The sequence below is a fragment of the Streptomyces sp. NPDC028910 genome (genome assembly GCF_055564955.1).
Window position 1 is genome coordinate 1 of the sequence record NZ_JBVHVF010000026.1, and the last position, 17,707, is coordinate 17,707.

Here is a 17,707-nt window from a genome sequence, read left to right on the forward strand (position 1 = left end):
ACCGGATGCGTCCGGCGGGGATGTCCAGGACGGCGGACACGGGGGCGGGGGTGTCGAACTTCTGCATGATGCTCTCCTCGGCTCCTTGGCTCCTTGTTTCTGACAGTGGAAACGCTACGTTGCATTCATGGATCTGCCAACACACTCGTTGCGCATAATCACTATGAATCCAGGTCAGAGCAGCAAAATCGTTGCAATAGTATCGAACCTAATGCAACAACAGCTCTCGCTCGTGTTGCAATGAACTGGCGGTGAATGCTACTGGCCTGGCGGTCGAGGCCCCCGTACACGTCCTGACCCCGCGACCACGGACCGTGGCACAAGCCCCTACGGTTGCGGGTCTACAGCGGTGTCACCCGATCCCCGAGCAGGAAGAACGCGTCATGACCCAGCAGATTCTCGAACGTATCGCCGGATACGAGCAGCGGTTCAACACGCTCTTCGAGGAGTACTTCGACACGGTGAGCGCCGGGATCGACGCGCCGTCGTTCAGCCGCTTCACCCCGGACTGCCTACGGTTGCTGCGGGAGTTGTCCATGCGGGGCGGGAAGCGGATACGGGTCGTTCTGCTGCATGAGGCGGCGCGTCTGGTCACGGACGAGCCGGTCGAAGGACTGGACGCCGCCGCACTGAGCATCGAACTGCTGCAGACCCACGGCCTGGTGCACGACGACCTCATCGACGACAGCCCCACCCGCCGCGGCGGCCCTTCCACCTACTACGCCTACCGCGAGCAGTTCCCCGCGCACCCGCGGACGGCCCTCGGCCTGACCGTGCTCGCGGGCGACCTCGCGCTGGCCCTCTCCCTCCAGGCCCTGCTGGAGGCGAAGGTACCCGTGGCGGTGCGGCAGGCCATGGTAGAGGTGCAGACGCGGGCGGCGGCCGACACGTTCGTGGGCCAGATCATCGACCTGGAGCGCGACACCACCACACCGGACGAGGACGTCCTGCACTGCGTGGCCGACTACAAGTCCGCCCGTTACTCGATCCTCGCGCCCATGCAGCTCGGCCTCCTGGCCGCGGGCGAGCAGCCGGTGCTCTTCGCGAAGGAGCTACGCGACTATGCGCGGCTGGTGGGGATCTGCGGGCAGATGCGGGATGACTACCTGGATCTGTTCGGGGACGCGGCCGTCATGGGCAAGCCCACCGGCACCGACATCCGCGACGGCAAGTACAGCTACACCGTCCGTGCCCTGCTGTCCGCGGTCGACGGCGCTGAGCGTCGCGTCGTGGAAGCCGCGCTCGGTGACCCCTCGTGTTCGCAGGACACCATCGCTGCCCTCCGGGAGATCGGGGAGCGCCGTGGCGTGACGGTCAGCATGCAGGCGGACATGCGCCGCCATGCGCAGCAGGCGTCCGCGGTGGCCGCCGGCTGGCGGTCGCGGTGGCGGGAGGAGGCGGTCACCTTCTTCGAGCACCTGCCGCTGTGGAGCGTTGAGCGAGCCAGGTGACCAGCGAGGGCGGCAGCACCGTGCACGGGCAGGGGCGGTAGTCCAGGCCGAGTTCGTGGTCGACCTCGGCGTTCGTACGGGTCGCGGCGCGGAAACCGCCGACCAGGAGCCGTACTTGGCGTAGAGCTGGTCCGCCGTCGGGCGACCTCCTCCTCCGGAGCACCCTGGGCGCGCATCTCACAGGCGGTGCCCCCACGGGGTACGCGCTGCCCCGCCCCGTTGACCAGGCTGTACCCAGGTGCGCCCGGAGTCTTCCGGGAGGAAAATCGAAAGGGGCGGGGCGTGCCGGGGGCGCCAGGTGAGTGGTCCAACACTGGATGTGAGCAAGATGGTTGACGGCGCAACGAGCAGTCGGAGCGCTGCCCGGCAAAGAGCGGCACGCGACGCCCGTGACACCCGCGGCCGCGACGGCCCCCGCCACCGGATCCGCATCCCCGGCTTCGCGCGCGAGGGTGCGGACATCGGACTGGGCGACGCCGTCGCCCGGGTGACGACGGCGGCGGGGATCCGCCCTTGTGGTGGCTGCGGCCGCAGGGCCGATGCGCTGAACCGGTGGATGACGATCGGCGGCGGTCGGGAGCACTGAAGCACCGCTCGTACGGCACGTACACGTACACGGGCATGGGCAGTGGGACGCACAGCACACAGCACGTCCGGGCGGGTGTAAGACCGCTCCGGCCTCGGAGCCCGGCAGAGCATGCGTGAGGAGTGACAGATGGACCCCCAGACCCCAGACACCGTCACCGTCACCGCCATGAGCCCTCCGGCGGAGGCCGAGGTGCGGCCCACACCCCCCGCTCCAGCCCCCACGCTCGATCCCGAGGAACCCCGCCCCGGTCCAGCCGATACGACCGTCACCCAAGCCGGCTGTAGCTGCGCCACGGGCGCCTCACGCGACAGAGGGGAGGCGAACGGCGAATCCACCCCCCGCTACGTCTATGTCCTAGGCCGCGTCCACGCCGTGTTCCCCGACCTCTCCGTGCAGCGGGAGTTCTCCCAGGTGGCGGGCGCCGACGATACCGCCGACATCACCGAGGCCGACGCGCTCTACCGCGTTCTCTCCGACCCGGAGAACCACTACATCGCCCGGCAGATGTGCTACGTCCTCTCCGTCCAGGGCGTGGACACCTACATCCTGGAGCCCGCTGACCCCGCCGGGCTGGACGACCTCGTGGAAGCCCTGCGCCCGGTCAGAAACCGGCGCGACCTCGCCGTGGTCGTCGGCTATCTCGGCCCGGTCGCGGCCCAGGGCGCCTGCCAGGGGCTGACCGTTCCGGTCGTCCGCGTCGAGAAGATCTGGGCCTTCGACAGCAAAGAGCTGATCCAGGCGATCGAACGCCCCGACGGGACCCCGCGCAAGGAGTTCGAGAGGGCCGCCGGATCCCTGCTCGACCGGTTGCTCCAGCTCGGCGACAACGCCGGCACCGACCCGACGGACCGGGCCCTCAACTACCTGACGGTAAGGGACCAGGACATCTACAAGAGGACCAACGAGAAGTACTCCGAGGGCTACACCCTCTCCGCGGTGGAAGCGGGACCTTCCCGGCTCAGCGGGGGATCGCACACCGTCATCACGGTCGTCTTCGCCTACACCCACCGCCAGACCAACGTCACCGAGAAGTGGTTCGTCCGCGTAGGTCTCGCCGGGCTCTTCCCCTTCCGCGTGACCCCGCTCCAGAACTACTACAACCGGTGACCGACGAGAGAGAAAGAGGCGAAGGACCATGCGTATCCCCGGATTCGCCGTCGAGCCCGCGGCTCGCGCAGTGAACGCCGGCGACCTGCTCCTCCCGCAGCAGTTCAGTTGCCAGGAGGAACTGGCTCCGGTCTGCCGCCGGCAGTGCCGGGGCGCCTACAACTACCCCGCGTGCGTGCGTAGGTGCCTGACGAAGCTCTGCTCGAAGGAGTACTGACCACACGCTCCCGCGCTCATTGCCACCGCTGCCATACCGCCGTTGCCACCGCTGGCCAAGGCAAGGAGATGACTTCAGATGCGTACTCCCGGATTCGAGCGCGCACGTCCGCTTCCGGATTCGTTCGGCGACCGACTCGTCCCCCAGAAGATCACCTGTGCGGAAGAGCACGGGCCGATATGCGATGACGAATGCGAGGGCTCCTGGAACCCCAATTGCTACAGGGACTGCATCAACGAGTACTGCTTCGGTCGCTTGGAGCCGATATGAACCTGCCGGGCTTCGCGCCCGCAGCCCCCACGGCCACCGCCCCGCCCGCCGGGCGGGACGTGCCCGGTGACCGGCTGCACCCGCAGATCGACACGCACTGCGACACGTTGTGCCTCAATCAGTGTGCCGACGAATGCCAGGACGTGCCTTCCTATGAATACGGCGATTGCCTGAACCGCTGCGGGGAGAGGTGCCACTACGAGTGCGCCGATCCGTTCACGCACAGGAATCCGTTCAGCACCTGATCGAGTGGTCCGGCCGTCCTGCCCCGTGGCCGGGGGAGAGGGAGTGCCCGTGGACCCGTTGGACCCGTTGGACCTGGTCCGCCTCAGGCCGCTCATGGCGCGCACGTCCGGCCGCTCCTCGATCGTCGTCGGCTTGATCGACGGCCGCGTCGCCCTGGACCACGCCGTCTTCGCGGGCCACCCGGTCAGGGAACTGCACCCGGCCGCCGGTACGGGAACCTGCCGCCGCGCCGATGTCTGCTGCGCGCACGGCACCGCCGTCGCGGGGATCATCGCCGCGGGCAATGGCGTCTGCCCGGGCTGCACTCTGGTGTCCAGGCCGCTCTTCACCGATCGTCCGGCCGGCGGCGGGCCCGCGACCTGCCTCTCCGGAGTACGGACAGGAGAGCTGGCCGAGGCGATCACGGAGGCCGTCGAAGCGGGCGCCCACGTCCTGAACCTCAGCATGGCCCAGCCCGCGCCCTCCGGGGTCCGCGACCACGCGCTGGAGACGGCCCTCGCCTACGCCGCCGATCGGGGCGTGATCCTCGTGGTCGCCGCCGGGAACCAGGGGCGGGTGGGCTCCTCCATCCTCACGGACCACCCATGGGTCATCCCCGTGACCGCCTACGACCGCGCCGGGCGCCCGATGCCCCAGTCCAATCTGGGTGCGTCCATCGGCCGCCACGGAGTCGGCGCCCCCGGGGACCGCATCCCGGGCCCAGGGCTCGACGGCCGTCCCTTCACCCTGAGCGGTACGAGCGCCGCCGCGCCCTTCGTCACGGGCACGGTCGCGCTGCTCCGCTCGGCCTTCCAGGAGGCCACCCCGGCGGCCGTACGGTACGCGGTCACGCACCGCCCCGGCCGACGGCGTTCGGTGTCCCCGCCGCTGCTGGACGCGTGGGCCGCGTACACGACACTCCGGGACGTGACCTCGCGCACCCTGCCCTAACAGGTGCGGACAACGGCGCGAACGACAAGGGCGGCTCCCACACCCGGACCTCCGGCTGCTGAAGCCGGTCACCCACGTCAACGTCCCGGCAGCCCGGGCCATGCGGAGAGTGTCGTGACGGAGCGCCAGACCCTCCGTGTGTGGTGATCGGCCGACGTGCTCCAATGGGCGGGCGGGACAGGGGGCCCGCGGAGGGAACGAGGGGAAGGCGGGGGCCGGTGCAGAGCAAGGCGATACAGGTCATGGGCTGGTTGGTGGTCGCGCTCGTGGCGCTGCTGGCGGGGGTGGTGTCGGCGTTCGAAGTCCGCGGAGCGCTCGAGCGGGAGCGGGAGTTCCGGGCCGCGCCGGTCTGTGCCTCCGTGCCGGTGAAGGCGTCGGCATGCGTATGGGATCAGGAGTTCACCGTCCGCCGGGCCGACACGCACCACGGCGACGACGGGAAGGAACCGGAAGCGGAGTTGTTGCTGCCGAGCGGCAAGCCGTGGGCAGTGACCTTCCGGAACGCCGATCCGGTCGTATCGGAGATGGAACCGGGCGAGTCGGTCATCGGCGTGATCTGGCACGGGCGGGTCGTCGAGGTGCGGGATGCCGACGGGCGGCGACAGCAGACGGCGTTCGGCCCGGTGGGGTGGCCCGCGGACCGGCTCGGGGGCGCGCTCGCCTGCATCTCGTTCGGCCTGACCGCCCTCGTCGGATCGCTGTGGGCACTCATCGTCCGCCGCGACCGCCGGCACGCGCGCGCAGCTGCCATCGTGCGGTGGCATGGCGTCGCCTTGGGCCTGGCCGCCATCCTCACACTGTGGGCGCAGGCGAACAACGACTGGCCCATCTTGACGATCCCGGCGATCTGGGGACCTCTCGCGCTGCTCCTCCTGGCCACGATGGTGGTGTCCGTCGTCGCCGCGCTCCGCAGCGATGCGGAGGACGACGCCGTGTTCACACCGCCTACGGGCCCGACGGCCCCGACGGGCCCGCCGCTGGTCGGGGCGGGTGGGATGGTCATGGGGGCAGAGGATCTGCCACGTGAGTACCGTGTGAGCAGGGGCAGGAGAAACGGGGTCCTGGGCCTCCTTGTCGCCAAGACGGCCCTGCTGCTCTTCGTCGTATGGACCGAGGAGATCGCCCCCTCCTGGTTGAAGCTCGGACTGAGCGTGGTACTGCCGGTGGTCCTGGTGGTGTTCGCCGTCCGCGTGCCGCGGTCCGGCACTCTGGTGGACCGTACCGGCATACGGATCCAAGGGATCACCCACACGCGGCGGGTGGCCTGGGAGGATATCCAGGACATCAGGTCAGAGCCGCTGCGAGGGGCCAATACGAGCGCCGGCGCCTTCATGCCCGATGTGATCGCGTACGCGTACCTGACGGGTGGCAGGCGCAAGCTGCTCATGCACCTGAACAACAAGGATTACGAGATGGACCGCGAGATCGCCGTCCTGCGTGCCGCCTGGGGCGAGCTGCGCGGCACGGACCCTGTGCCGGACGCGCCCGACGCGCCGGACGCGCCGGTCACCTGACCGCTCTCCCGCTGCTCCGCCTCGGTCCCTATGCGCACGACGTGGCGGGAAGCCGGACCGTGACGAGGAGGCCGCCGGCGGGGCGAGGGACGAGGTCGAGGGTTCCGTCGTGGGCGCGGACGATGCTGTGCACGATGGCCAGGCCGAGGCCGACGCCGGCGTGCTCGTCGGTGCGTACGCGTTCCGTTCCGCGCTGGAAGGGTTCGGTGAGGGTCGGTACCAGTGCCGGTGGGAGCGGATGACCCGTGTTCTCAACCCGCAGCACGCTCGTGTCGCCGTACTGCTCGGTGTGGACCGTCACGGTGCCGCCGGCGGGGAGGTTGTGGACGATGGCGTTCTGGACGAGGTTCATCACCATCCGCAGCAGGAGCTCCGCGGAGCCGCTGGTCCGGGCCGCCCCGCCGGTGACGTCGAGCGTGATCCCGCGCTGTTCGGCGAGGGGAAGCAGCGCTTCGGCGGCTTCTTCGGCGACGAGGGAGAGGTCGACGCTCTCGCGGGTGACGTTTCCGCGGTCGCTGCGGCTGAGCAGCAGGAGGGCCTCGGTGAGGTCGATCGCCCGCGTATTGACGGCGTGCAGGCGTTCGATGAGTTCTCCCCGGTCCCGCGTGGGGTCCTTGCGGGCGACGTCGAGCAGCGTCCGCGAGATCGCCAGCGGGGTGCGCAGTTCGTGGGAGGCGTTCGCGGCGAACCTCTGCTGCTCGGCGACGTGGGACTCGAGTTGTTCGAGCATCGAGTCGAACGCGTCGGAGAGCTCACGGAATTCGTCCTGGCGGCCCTTCATGCGGATCCGGTGGGACAGCGACCCGTTCCCGGCCATGCGTGCCGCATCCGTGATCTGTGTGAGCGGTGCGAGCATCCGGCCGGCGAGGATCCATCCCCCGACGAGGCCGAACACGAGCAGGAAGACCATCGCCACGGCCGCGGCGGGGGTGAAGGTCCGCACCAGAAGGTAGCGGTTGGGCGAGATCCCGAGCAGGCCCTGAGGGTTGTCGGGTACGTAGCGCAGCAGGAACACCCACACCACGGCCAGCAGGAGCGCCCCGGCGACGGCGAGGAACCCGGCGTAGCTGAGGGTGAGTTTCAGTCGGACGCTGAGCCCTGGACGTCTACGCATGCGTACTGCCGGGGCGGGTGGCGCCGGGGCGGGTGGTCTGGGGGCCGGTGGTGTCGGGGCCGGTGTCGATGCGGTAGCCGACGCCGGGCACCGTGGCGATGATCCATGGTTCGCCGAGCCGTTTGCGCAGTGCGGAGACGGTGATCCGGACGGCGTTGGTCAGGGGGTCGGCGTTCTCGTCCCAGGCCCGTTCCAGCAGCTCTTCGGTGCTGACGACCCCGCCTTCGGCGGAGACGAGGACCTCGAGCACGGCGAACTGTTTGCGGGTGAGCGCGACGTAGTGTCCGTCGTGGAAGACCTCCCGGCGGAAGGGGTCGAGCCGCAGGCCCGCGATCTCGCGGACCGGGGGCCGGGCGTACGCGCGTCTGCGGTCGAGCGCCCTCAGTCGCAGGACGAGCTCCCGCAGCTCGAACGGTTTGGTGAGGTAGTCGTCGGCGCCGAGCTCGAAGCCGGAAGCCTTGTCGTCGATCCGGTCGGCAGCGGTGAGCATGAGGATCGGGGTGCCGCTGCCGGAGGCGACGATGCGCCGGGCGACCTCGTCGCCGGAGGGGCCGGGGATGTCGCGGTCGAGGACCGCGAGGTCGTAGGAGTGGACGCTGAGCAGTTCCAGGGCGGAGTCGCCGTCGCCGGCGATGTCGGCGGCGATCGCCTCCAGCCGCAGACCGTCACGGACGGCCTCGGCCAGGTAGGGCTCGTCCTCCACGATCAGTACGCGCATGCCTGAAGCCTAAGCAGCACAACATATCGCCGGCATATGCAAGGGCGTATGCAAAGACGTATGCACACCGGACACGCCACTCAGGGCGCCGGTGCCGCTGCCGGTGCCGGCGCGGGGTGAGGCTGGTCCGACGGCGCTTGCGCCGCCGTAGTGCGCCACCAGTGGCGCGACGCCAGCGCGGCCAGCACGGCGCCGGCGGCGTTGACCAGTACGTCGTCCACGGAGGACACCCGGTCCAGCCGCAGGACGTACTGCGCGGTTTCGACCAGGACCGAGCAGGCTGCCCCGAGCGCCAGGATCCGCGGCACGGACGCCAGCGCCGCGAACCGCATCGGGGCGAAGAACCCCAGCGCCGCGAAGATCAGCAGGTTGCCGACGATGCCGAGCGACCCCATCGTGGCCAGGTCCCGCAGCGGTACCAGGCTCACCCGGGCGGGCACGGTGCCGGCCCCGCCGCCCGGCATCATGGTCATCCACAGGAACGGCACCGTCCCGTAGACCATGCCCACCTCGGCCAGCGACATCCGCCACGCCGATGGGACCCCGGCGGCGCGCCGACGGCGCGCCAGGGCCCACACCACCAGCGCGGCCAACGGCAGCGCGACCAACGTCATGAGCACCACACCGTTGAACGTGTCGAAGCAGCCGTGCCACCGCCCGGCCATGCACGCCGGAGCGGACATCATGAGCGGCCGCCGCACGACGAACGCGGCGCTCGCCACGCCGAAGATCGCCAGGCTGAGGAGCACGATCCCGCGCGTGCGGCGGGGCGGTGCTGACAGGGATGCGTTGTGGTTCATGCCCCCATTGGAGACGGAGGGCCGTTGCGGCGGCGTATGCGATTTTCGATACGCCCGCGATATGCGCGATCCCCGGTGGCCCCGTCGGTCGTGGTCAACGCGTCGAGCGGCCAGTCCGACTGGGCGGTCACCGCCGACGGCGCGGTCCGCGTCGCGCTGGCCGCCGTCGAGCAGGGCTGCCGCCTGCTGCATGTCTCCAGCGACGCCGTCTTCTCCGGTGCGCGCGTCCGCTACGACGAGATGTGCCTGCCCGATCCGGTCACCCCGTACGGCGCCGCGAAGGCCGCCGCCGAGACAGCAGTTCGACACCTGGTACCGGGCGGCGCCGTGGTCCGCACCTCGCTGATCATCGGACACGGCCGATCCGAGCATGAGCGCATGGTGCACGCCCTGGTGCACGGCACCCGCGACGGGGTCTTGTTCACCGACGACATCCGCTGTCCGGTACACGTCGAAGACCTGGCCACCGGCCTGTGGGAGATCGCGCTGTCCGACGCGGCCGGTGTGTTCCACCCTCGCGGGGCCGGACGCCCTGAGCCGTTACGACCTCGGTGTGCTCATCGCCCGGCGCCAACGGCTCGACGGCGCGCGTCTGCCCGCCGGGCGACGCGCCGACACCTCCCTGCCCGGGGCCCTCGACGTACGCCTCGACAGCTCCGCGACGCAGGGTCGGTTGCGGACCAGGCTTCGCGGCGCTCGCGAGTTCCTTCGCTGACCGCCCTGGCCGATACGGCCCGCCACGCGGCCGGCGGTAGGTACGGGATCACAGCCAACCGCGGCGCTGGGCCTGGAGGGCGAGCTGGAAGCGGGTCGTGGCGCCCAGGCGGGCCATCAGGACCTCCACACGGCGGAACAGGGTGCGGCGGCTGATGCCGAGTTCGCGTGCGATGTCCTCGTCCGACACCCCGCCCGCGAGGAGGGTGAGCATGCGGCGGTCGGCGGGCAGCGGGCGCTGCGGTGGGACGGCGCCCCGCGGGGGCGGTGTGCGGGAGGCGTACAGCGGCAGCGCGCTCCGCCAGGTCTGCTCGAACAGCGCCACCAGCGCCGAAAACAGCCCGCACGGGCGGACGATGAGCAGGGTGTGGTGCACGTCGACCTCGTGGATCGACAGGGAGACCAGCGCGCACGCGTCGTCGATGATGATCAGCTTCACGGGGACCGCGTGCACGACCCTGGCCTGCTCGCCGGCGGCGATGCACGGCTCGATGCTGCGGCTGAAGTTGCCGGGGTACTCCAGTGACTCCCGGGAGTACACGACCCGCTGGGTCACGCCCCGGGCGAGGGTGGCGAGGGCCTCGTCGGTGGCGGTGGGGATCGGGAAGTACGGCGGGGAGTCGAACTGGCGGATCTGGTCGCAGGCACCCGCCCAGGCCTGGCGCAGGCGGGGGCCGATGTCCTCTCCCGTGACCACCTCGACCAGGTCGTTCTTGAACGCGGCCGGCCGGCGGCGGCGGAAGGTGTCGAAGGCCCCGGCGACGGCGATGCACGAGGCGTCGAGCTCGGCGGCCCGCAGGCGGCCGAGGAACTGCAGGCCGGCGGCGGGCGGCAGGGGGGCGACCGCTTCGCCGTCGCCGGTGGCGGCGCTGCCCAGCCCCGCTTCCACCAACTCCTCATACGCGGCGGACAGTTCGGTCGCGTCCAGGCCGGTGGCGGCGCCGAGCTCGGGCAGTCGTACGGGCGCCAGCTCCAGCAGGGCCAGATAGAGCCGGACCGCTCCGGCGCCGATGCCCAGTCTTCGCAGGGCCTCGCCGACTTCCCCCGTCGCCATGGACGGCAAGGTACCAACGCGGTGCGGCGGCCGCACCACCCGGGCCGCAGAAGGACGGGTGGTGGTGCGGCCGCGCGGGCCTGCTTCGGCGCGGGTCCAGCTAGGTCCGGGCCCGGCGCGGGCCCGGCGCGGGTCCGGACCCGGCTCGGACCCGGCTCGGCCCGGGCCCCGGGTCAGTAGTCGATCGTGTTGTGGTACAGGCAGGACAGGGCGCCCGCACCCACGTCGTGGCCGTCGCCGGCGCGGTGGCTCCAGAACTGGCCGAAGGTCCCCGAGACATGGCCGAGGAAGGTGCTCCACAGCGGCCCCGCCGGGTTCTCCGCACAGGTGTCACCGGGCTCGTTCGCCGTGTCGGACAGGTCGATCATCGCGCCGAGGACCCGGCCCTCGACCGTATCGCCGTTGTCCCAGCCGGAAGTGCCCCAGGTCGGCCCCTCCAGGTCCAAGGTGCGGCCGCCGGGCCAGCGGAAGGTGGGATCGCCGAGCGCCACGACGCCGAACCAGGTGGCGAAGCCCTCGGTCCAGGCGCAGCCCGCCGAGCTCGTCTTGGTGATGTAGTGCGGGCTGCAGTTGGGGGAGGAGGGGAAGGCGTCCTCGTAGACGTCGTCCATCATCGCGTGGCCGAACTCGTGCAGGACGAGCACGGGGGCGTCGGGGTCCTCGGCGGCGAGGTGCACGGCGTTGCCCTGGAGCGAGTAGTACGTGCCGTCCGTGGAGTCCGGCGCCCAGTTGACCAGGCCGCGGCGGCAGGTGGTGTCCCGGGCGTCCCAGCAGCTGCCGGGCTTCCAGTTCCAGCCGGTGTTGACCGTGTCGAAGGCCTCGACCCCGCGCATCAGCGCCGCGTCGGCCGGCTGGAAGGCGCCGATGCCGGTGGTGGAGCCGGTGGGTACGTTGGCGCGGACCGGGGAGGCGAAACGATACGGCTGGCGGGACTTGCCGTTGCGTATCACCCAGTGCTGGTTCTCGGTGGCGAACTGGACGTAGACGTCCTGGCCGCCGCCCTCCTCGTCCGCGTTGTCGAAGCAGAGCGTGAAACCGCCGTCGGCTCCCGTGACACCGGTGGTGAGGAGATCGTCCGTGCCGCGCGCGTCGTCGTCGTAGACGGCCACGCGGGCGTTGGCGGAGACCCGGGTGACGCCGCCGTGGTCGACGTAGTTCCACGAGCCCGTCGCACAGGCCGTACCCGCCGCGGCCGCCGGCGCCGCCGGGCCGGGGGCCGGCTCGGCGGGGCGGTGGACGAGGCCCGGGCGGGCGCGGCTCGCGCCGGCGGCCGCCGGGGCCGCGGCGCTGACGCTCCCGACCGGGATGCCGAAGGCCGACTGGCGTGCGCCGACCGTGAGGAAGACGCTGCCCGCGTCGGTGTCGTCCGGGTCGGTGGCCGAGGTGGCCGTGGCGCGGATGCCGGCCGGCCCCTCGGCGACCGCGCGGACGGTGCCGCTGAGCCGCCACGGGCGCTGCTGCCCCGCCCGGCCGGTGCCCTCGGCCCGGTGCACGCGGCCGCCCTGGACGGGGACGAGCGAGGCGGCCGTGGAGGTGCTGAGCCCGGCGGGCGCGGTCACCCATTCCAGACCGGCGGGGAGCTGGACGTCGAGGCGTACGTCGGTGTCGCCGCCGACGGTGCCCACCTCGATGTCGAGCCGCGCCGAACCGCCGAGGGCGGGGGCCTCGGACAGGTGCAGCGTGACGGCCAGGCAGTGGCCGCGCTCGTCGGTGCGGTCCGCGTACGCCTGCGCGTCCGGCCGGCATCCGGCGCCACCGCCGGGCGCGGCCGCGGCCGGACTACCGCCGGGCACACCGGCGAGCGCCAGCAGCAGCCCGCACACGGCGGCGCGCACCGCGGTGCGGCCGGGGCTCCGCCGGCGGTGGTGTCTACGACTCAGGTGCATGGGGGTCCTCTCCAGTCGGGGAACTCGCTGCGGCAGCGCGTTCTACCGGACACGGACCCCGCCCGGTGGCCGATCAGTGTCACCGACGCGGATCGGCACCCCCCGCAAGTCACAAGCACGCCAACCTGGTCGGCGCGCCCATGGCTGTGGAACGACGCGTCAGCGGAGGGCCCCCGGGACCGGCCAGTGGCCGGACAACTCGGCGATTTACTGTGACCACCTGCGCGGCACGCCCGGCGCCACCGTCTACGCCTGCGCGACGGGGCCAAGCGGTGACTGCAGATCAAGCAGTCCCGCGAGGGCGCCGACCCGCTGGCGATCGAGCGCGATTTCACCGCGCTCCAGGGCTAGTTGGAGGTCAGCACGTCGAGCGGGAACCACGACGGCCGCTACCGCACCCCGACGATCAGCCACCGGGCGGGCCGGGGAGCTCTGGGCGAGGCGGCGCGGAGTCGGTTGGCCCGTGGCCCTCGCGTGGGTCAGCTGATGTGGGTTTCGTTTGGGGAGTAGGTGCATGAGTGCCCACATCGTGATCAGTGTGCCGACCATGTACCAGATGCTGTGGGCGAAGGCGGTACTCACGGAGGGGCCGCGGGTGGCGGCGCTGATGTGGGTGAAGAAGATGACGGTGGACAGGGCGGTGCCGAGCGCGATGCCGAGTTGGGTGGCGGTGTCGAAGAGGCCCGAGGCCGATCCCGCGTGGTGGTGGGCGACCTTGCCGAGGGTGAGGTCGGCGAGCGGGCAGCCGATCATGCCGAGGCCGGAGCCGACGGCGGTCCTCGCCCGGGGTGAGGCCGAGGCCGTCCTGCATGAACAGGACGTAGGACAGGAAGAAGACGCCGGACAGAAGTCCGAAGCCCAGTTGCGTGGGGAGCCCCGCAGTGAAGGTGCGGCCGGTGAAGAGGGAGAGCACGATCAGGGGTGACCCGTCCTTGCGCTCTCGGCGCCACCGGCGGGGGCGATGCCCGGTCAGCTCGACGTTGCGTTGTTCGCGCCGGACGATGCGGCTGTTCGGACTTCGACCAGGCACCGTTGGCGTTCTCCCGACGCCGCACATGCACATGGGCCCCTGGGTACTCGCAGCCCAGTGCCCGTGAGTCCTGCCGAATCGAAGGTTCCGCAGCCAGTGCTCGGCATCGGGGAAGACCTGTTCACTGCACCTGTGAGTGGCGCAGAGCCTGGAGCGAGCGCAACGTCGCCGCATTCCGGCAGCCCCCGAGGACGGCGCAGGCCCTCGCGGATCCTGCGCCGTCAAGGGTTAGCTCTGTCCCACCGGTTGCTCGGCCCGTTCATTGCTTTGCGGCAGGCGATTCAGGGCAAGCCCCAGGAGCATCACCGCGTACGCACACAGCACAGCGATCCCGGCCCACCACGGAAGCGGGAAGTATCCGGCGGAGGGCGCGTAGTGGGCGACGACCTGCGGATATTCGACGAGGGTCTGCTGGGCGGCGAAGCCGGCGGCCGGAGTGAGCCGCAGCAGCCACTGTGACGGGCCGTCGGCCAACAGCGGGAAGGAGGTCACCACGTACGGGACCGCGATCGCCAGGACGGCGACGAGGATCGCGAGCCAGGCCCGCCGGAGCAGGGAGCCGAGCGCGAGCGCGAGCACGGCGGCGAGGGCCAGCACCGCGGCCGTACCGACGACGACCCGCACTCCGGTGAGCGCGGGCACCGCGATGACGGAGATCCCGTTCCCCTTCAGGATCGCCACCCCGACCGGGATCACGATGCCCACGGCGATGAGACCGGTCACGAACGTGACGGCTCCGACGACGACCGCCTTCGCCGCGAGCACCCGGCGGGTGACCGGCGCGCCGCCCGTGGGTCCGCGGCGGTGCTCGGAGGCGGCGAACCGCACGGCGACCACGAGCACGATGAGCAGTCCGAGAGCCAGGCCGCCGAGGGTACGCTCCACCGGGCGGCCGCCACCCTCGGTACCTCCCGGCCCGATGTCGCCGATGCCGGTGACGGTGATGGTGCCGCCCTCCTCCACCGCCCCGGACGCCTTGTGGTACTTCTCCCAGTCAGACCGGTTCATCTCGCCGACGGCGTCCCTGCTCCAGCCCTCAGCGGAGGGTGCGCCTTGGACGTCGACGTTGTCGAAGGAACCGCTGGCCTGCGTGAAGCGCACCTGTTCCGTGGAGCCGCCGAGGCCGACGGGCCGCAGCGTCAAGTCGCCGGGAGAGGTGGCGAACAGGCCGACCTGCACGGTCTTGGGCAGCCCGGACAGCTGCGCCGTGCCGACCTTCGCCCACCGCTCGCCGTCGGCGGACTCGTAGCCGGTGATGGTGTCGCCCGACCGCGTCAGCCGCAGCCAGCGCGGCGACGTGGCCGAGACCCCACCGTCGCTGCCCGCGGTGTCATGACGGTAGTCGTACTGCATCCGCACGCCGTGGCTGCCGGTGAGCATGAGCGCCGCGTAGGAGGATCCCTGGCGGACACCGTCCTTGATGATGATCCCGGCCTTCGCCCACGGCACCAGGCCCGGGACGATCTGGTCATGGTTCGGCGGCGGGTAGGTGATCGTCCCCGTCATGGAGGTCATTCGGACCGTGATGCTGCCGTTCTCGCCCAGATCGCGATGCACGAAGTAGAACTGGTCGCTGACGAGGGAGCCGTCCGGCCCGGTCGGTTCGGCCGGGCACGAGCCGTCGCAGGAGGCGTGGTTGCCGAACGCGTAGAGCAGACCGAGGGCGACGATGGCCAGAGCCGCGGCCGCCATCGCGATCAGCCGGCCCGGACGTCGGAACCGGGTCCACTCCCGCCGGAGTAGTTCGTTGGTCGTAAGCATGGATCGAGTTCTACGGATTCGGCCATAACGTGGTCCTAACCGCCCCTGTCATGTCGCTGTTAGGTGCGGCGGGTCATCCTGAATCCGGCCGGACCGACCGGACCGACCGGACCGACCGGACCGACCGGACCGACCCGAGCGGGAAGAGGAACATGGGAAAGCTGCGGAGCGGGACCGTCGGACGGCGATTCACGATGTTGTACGCTGCGGGGTTCCTCGGGTCCGCGATCCTGCTGCTCGCCCTGACCTACGTGATTTCCGGTCGCCGGGTGACCAGTGCCGCTCCTGAACAACCCCCGGCCGGGCCGTCCGACTTCGCCGCCGCCGAGCAGCAGATCCGGGATCTGGAGAGGCAACTGTCGGACGTGCACGCGCAGCAGAACCACCAGCTACTGATCGCTTCGCTGATCGCGCTGCTGGTGATGGCGGGCGTCTCGCTCCTGCTCGGCCGGATCCTCGCCGGCCGAGTCCTGCGCCCGCTGCGGCTGATCACCACGGCGACACGGCGGATCTCCGCGGAGAGCCTCCATCAGCGGCTCGCCGTGGCCGGACCCGACGACGAGGTCAAGGAGCTCGCCGACACGGTCGACGGCCTTCTGGAACGCCTCGAAGCCTCATTCGTCGCGCAGCGCCGCTTCGTCGGCAACGCCTCGCACGAACTGCGTACGCCGCTCGCGACGATGCGGGCATCGCTGGACGTCGCCGTCGCCAAACCGGACCCCGCGCCGCAGACCCTCGCGCTCGCCGGCCGGCTGCGGACCGAGCTCGACCGGGTGGATCACCTGCTGGACGGCTTCCTCGTTCTGGCACGGGCGCAGCACGGCACCGGCACCCCGGCCGACCGGACCCGCGTGTCGCTCGGCGAGCTGGCGCGGGAGGCGCTGACCGCCCGGGCCGCCGGCATCGCCGCGAAGACGCTGACCGTCGACGAGGAGATGCGGTACGGCGCCTGGACGCTGGGCAGTCCGGCGCTGCTGTCCCGGATGGTGGAGAACATGGTCGACAACGCGATCCTGCACAACCAGGAAAGCGGCTGGATCCGGATCTCCACCGAACACGACGACGACACCGAGGCACGCCTGGTCGTCGAGACCGGCGGGCGCATCCTCGACCAGGGCCAGGTGGACCGGCTGACGCAGCCTTTCGAGCGGCTCGGCGCCGAACGGACGGGGTCGGAGGGGAGTTCCGGCCTCGGGCTGTCGATCGTCGCGGCGATCGTCGAAGCCCACGGCGGCCGCCTCCGCCTCCTGGCCCGGCCGGAGGGTGGCCTGTACGTTGCGGCGACGCTGCGGTCGGCAGCCGGTTCGGAAGGGTGACGCGGTGAGGGTTCTGGTCGTGGAGGACGCGCGGTCGCTCGCCGAAGTCGTCGCCGAGGGACTGCGGGACCAGGGGATGGCCGTCGACCTCGCGCACGACGGTCTGGCCGCCGCCGCCAAGCTCGACCTGACCGCGTACGACGTGGTGGTCCTCGACCGCGACCTGCCCGGCATCCACGGAGACACGCTCTGCCAGATGATCACCGAGCGGGACGACCGCGCGATGGTGCTGATGCTGACCGCGGCCGGGGCGCCCGGCGACCGGGTCAGCGGTCTCACCCTCGGCGCCGACGACTACCTCGCCAAGCCCTTCCACTTCCCTGAGCTGATCCTGCGCATTCGGTCGCTGGCCCGCCGCAGGCCGGCCGCCCAGGCCCGCACACTGCGCGCCGCCGGCCTCGAACTCGACCCGGCACGCCGGACCGCCGTCCGTGACGGCCGTCCGCTGGAGCTCTCCGTCAAGGAGTTCGCGGTCCTGGAGGCGCTGCTGCGCGCCAGTCCGGGCTTCCTGAGCGCCGAGGACCTGCTGGAACAAGTGTGGGACGAGAACGCCGACCCGTTCACCAACACGGTGACCGTCACGATCGGCCGGTTGCGCCGCAAGCTGGGCAGCCCGCCGGTGATCACGACGACGCCTGGGGTGGGCTATCGCATCGCCGACGCTGCGCCCGTCTGATGGCCCGGATCAGCCAGAGCCACGGCGGTTCGGACCTCCTGGCCTGGCCCGCCGGCCCCCTGGCCCCCGTACTCGCGCAGGTCGGTGGCCAGATGGGCGGTCAGATGGGCGGCGGCCCGTTCGACGCTCCGCCGTGTACGTGGTGCCCGCGGCGTCCGCGGCGTCTGCTACGGGTGCGGGGTGCGGGGCCGGCTTCGGCGCGGTGGCCCGGCGGGGCCGGGCAGGCCCTGGACCGTCCAGGCGGCGGGGCACCGGACCGGTACGCCGGTCCGCGCCGGATGCACCGGGGCCAGCGGCTGCCGCGCGACCGGCGC

The 17,707-nt window shown here is 71.3% G+C and carries 16 protein-coding genes and 1 pseudogene; 10 read left to right on the forward strand and 7 right to left on the reverse strand.

Annotated features, from left to right (window positions below):
• Positions 1–383: 383 nt before the first annotated feature.
• The 7 genes from ACZ4TV_RS26650 to ACZ4TV_RS26680 all read left to right on the forward strand — a co-directional run bounded on the left by ACZ4TV_RS26650 (position 384) and on the right by ACZ4TV_RS26680 (position 6,324).
• Entirely contained in the window at positions 384–1,451 is a 1,068-nt protein-coding gene (locus tag ACZ4TV_RS26650; RefSeq protein ID WP_468137473.1) for a polyprenyl synthetase family protein, read from the forward strand.
• Between the two features lie 328 nt (positions 1,452–1,779).
• Positions 1,780–2,037 carry a hypothetical protein gene (locus ACZ4TV_RS26655; RefSeq protein ID WP_468137559.1) on the forward strand — a complete coding sequence of 86 codons (258 nt, stop codon included), beginning with the start codon at positions 1,780–1,782 and terminating at the stop codon, positions 2,035–2,037.
• 129 nt (positions 2,038–2,166) lie between these two features.
• Entirely contained in the window at positions 2,167–3,147 is a 981-nt protein-coding gene (locus ACZ4TV_RS26660) for a cyanobactin maturation protease PatG family protein (RefSeq protein ID WP_468137474.1), read from the forward strand.
• Between the two features lie 28 nt (positions 3,148–3,175).
• Entirely contained in the window at positions 3,176–3,364 is a 189-nt protein-coding gene (locus ACZ4TV_RS26665; protein WP_468137476.1) for a hypothetical protein, read from the forward strand.
• 266 nt (positions 3,365–3,630) lie between these two features.
• Entirely contained in the window at positions 3,631–3,879 is a 249-nt protein-coding gene (locus tag ACZ4TV_RS26670) for a hypothetical protein (RefSeq protein ID WP_468137478.1), read from the forward strand.
• A gap of 49 nt (positions 3,880–3,928) precedes the next feature.
• The gene (locus ACZ4TV_RS26675; RefSeq protein ID WP_468137479.1) at positions 3,929–4,810 is read left to right on the forward strand and encodes a S8 family serine peptidase; all 882 of its coding nucleotides are present in this window, start codon (positions 3,929–3,931) and stop codon (positions 4,808–4,810) included.
• 218 nt (positions 4,811–5,028) lie between these two features.
• Positions 5,029–6,324 carry a PH domain-containing protein gene (locus ACZ4TV_RS26680; RefSeq protein ID WP_468137480.1) on the forward strand — a complete coding sequence of 432 codons (1,296 nt, stop codon included), beginning with the start codon at positions 5,029–5,031 and terminating at the stop codon, positions 6,322–6,324.
• A 28-nt stretch (positions 6,325–6,352) separates the two neighbouring features.
• On the opposite strand, the gene ACZ4TV_RS26685 is transcribed toward ACZ4TV_RS26680, so the two are convergent.
• The 3 genes from ACZ4TV_RS26685 to ACZ4TV_RS26695 form a co-directional block, all read right to left on the reverse strand.
• Positions 6,353–7,438, reverse strand: coding sequence for a sensor histidine kinase (locus tag ACZ4TV_RS26685; RefSeq protein WP_468137482.1), 1,086 nt, complete (start codon positions 7,436–7,438; stop codon positions 6,353–6,355).
• Positions 7,431–8,156, reverse strand: a complete 726-nt coding sequence (locus ACZ4TV_RS26690) for a response regulator transcription factor (protein WP_468137484.1) — start codon at positions 8,154–8,156, stop codon at positions 7,431–7,433. Before ACZ4TV_RS26690 ends, ACZ4TV_RS26685 begins: the two co-directional genes overlap by 8 nt.
• A gap of 80 nt (positions 8,157–8,236) precedes the next feature.
• Positions 8,237–8,956 (reverse strand): VanZ family protein, encoded by a 720-nt coding sequence (locus tag ACZ4TV_RS26695; RefSeq protein ID WP_468137485.1) that lies wholly within the window; start codon positions 8,954–8,956, stop codon positions 8,237–8,239.
• Between the two features lie 75 nt (positions 8,957–9,031).
• Between ACZ4TV_RS26695 and ACZ4TV_RS26700 the strand changes: the two are divergent.
• Positions 9,032–9,671: pseudogene (locus ACZ4TV_RS26700) on the forward strand (sugar nucleotide-binding protein); the annotation flags it as partial.
• Between the two features lie 48 nt (positions 9,672–9,719).
• Here the strand turns inward: ACZ4TV_RS26700 and ACZ4TV_RS26705 are convergent.
• The 4 genes from ACZ4TV_RS26705 to ACZ4TV_RS26720 form a co-directional block, all read right to left on the reverse strand.
• Positions 9,720–10,724 (reverse strand): helix-turn-helix transcriptional regulator, encoded by a 1,005-nt coding sequence (locus ACZ4TV_RS26705; protein WP_468137486.1) that lies wholly within the window; start codon positions 10,722–10,724, stop codon positions 9,720–9,722.
• Between the two features lie 173 nt (positions 10,725–10,897).
• On the reverse strand, positions 10,898–12,610 hold the full coding sequence (locus ACZ4TV_RS26710) for a hypothetical protein (RefSeq protein ID WP_468137488.1): 1,713 nt from the start codon (positions 12,608–12,610) through the stop codon (positions 10,898–10,900).
• A 246-nt stretch (positions 12,611–12,856) separates the two neighbouring features.
• On the reverse strand, positions 12,857–13,363 hold the full coding sequence (locus ACZ4TV_RS26715) for a hypothetical protein (RefSeq protein ID WP_468137489.1): 507 nt from the start codon (positions 13,361–13,363) through the stop codon (positions 12,857–12,859).
• A gap of 505 nt (positions 13,364–13,868) precedes the next feature.
• Positions 13,869–15,401 carry a DUF1349 domain-containing protein gene (locus ACZ4TV_RS26720; protein ID WP_468137491.1) on the reverse strand — a complete coding sequence of 511 codons (1,533 nt, stop codon included), beginning with the start codon at positions 15,399–15,401 and terminating at the stop codon, positions 13,869–13,871.
• 194 nt (positions 15,402–15,595) lie between these two features.
• Here ACZ4TV_RS26720 and ACZ4TV_RS26725 point away from each other — a divergent pair, with 194 nt between their 5' ends.
• Positions 15,596–16,717, forward strand: coding sequence for a sensor histidine kinase (locus ACZ4TV_RS26725; RefSeq protein ID WP_468137493.1), 1,122 nt, complete (start codon positions 15,596–15,598; stop codon positions 16,715–16,717).
• 4 nt (positions 16,718–16,721) lie between these two features.
• The gene (locus ACZ4TV_RS26730; protein ID WP_468137495.1) at positions 16,722–17,393 is read left to right on the forward strand and encodes a response regulator transcription factor; all 672 of its coding nucleotides are present in this window, start codon (positions 16,722–16,724) and stop codon (positions 17,391–17,393) included.
• Positions 17,394–17,707 lie beyond the last annotated feature (314 nt).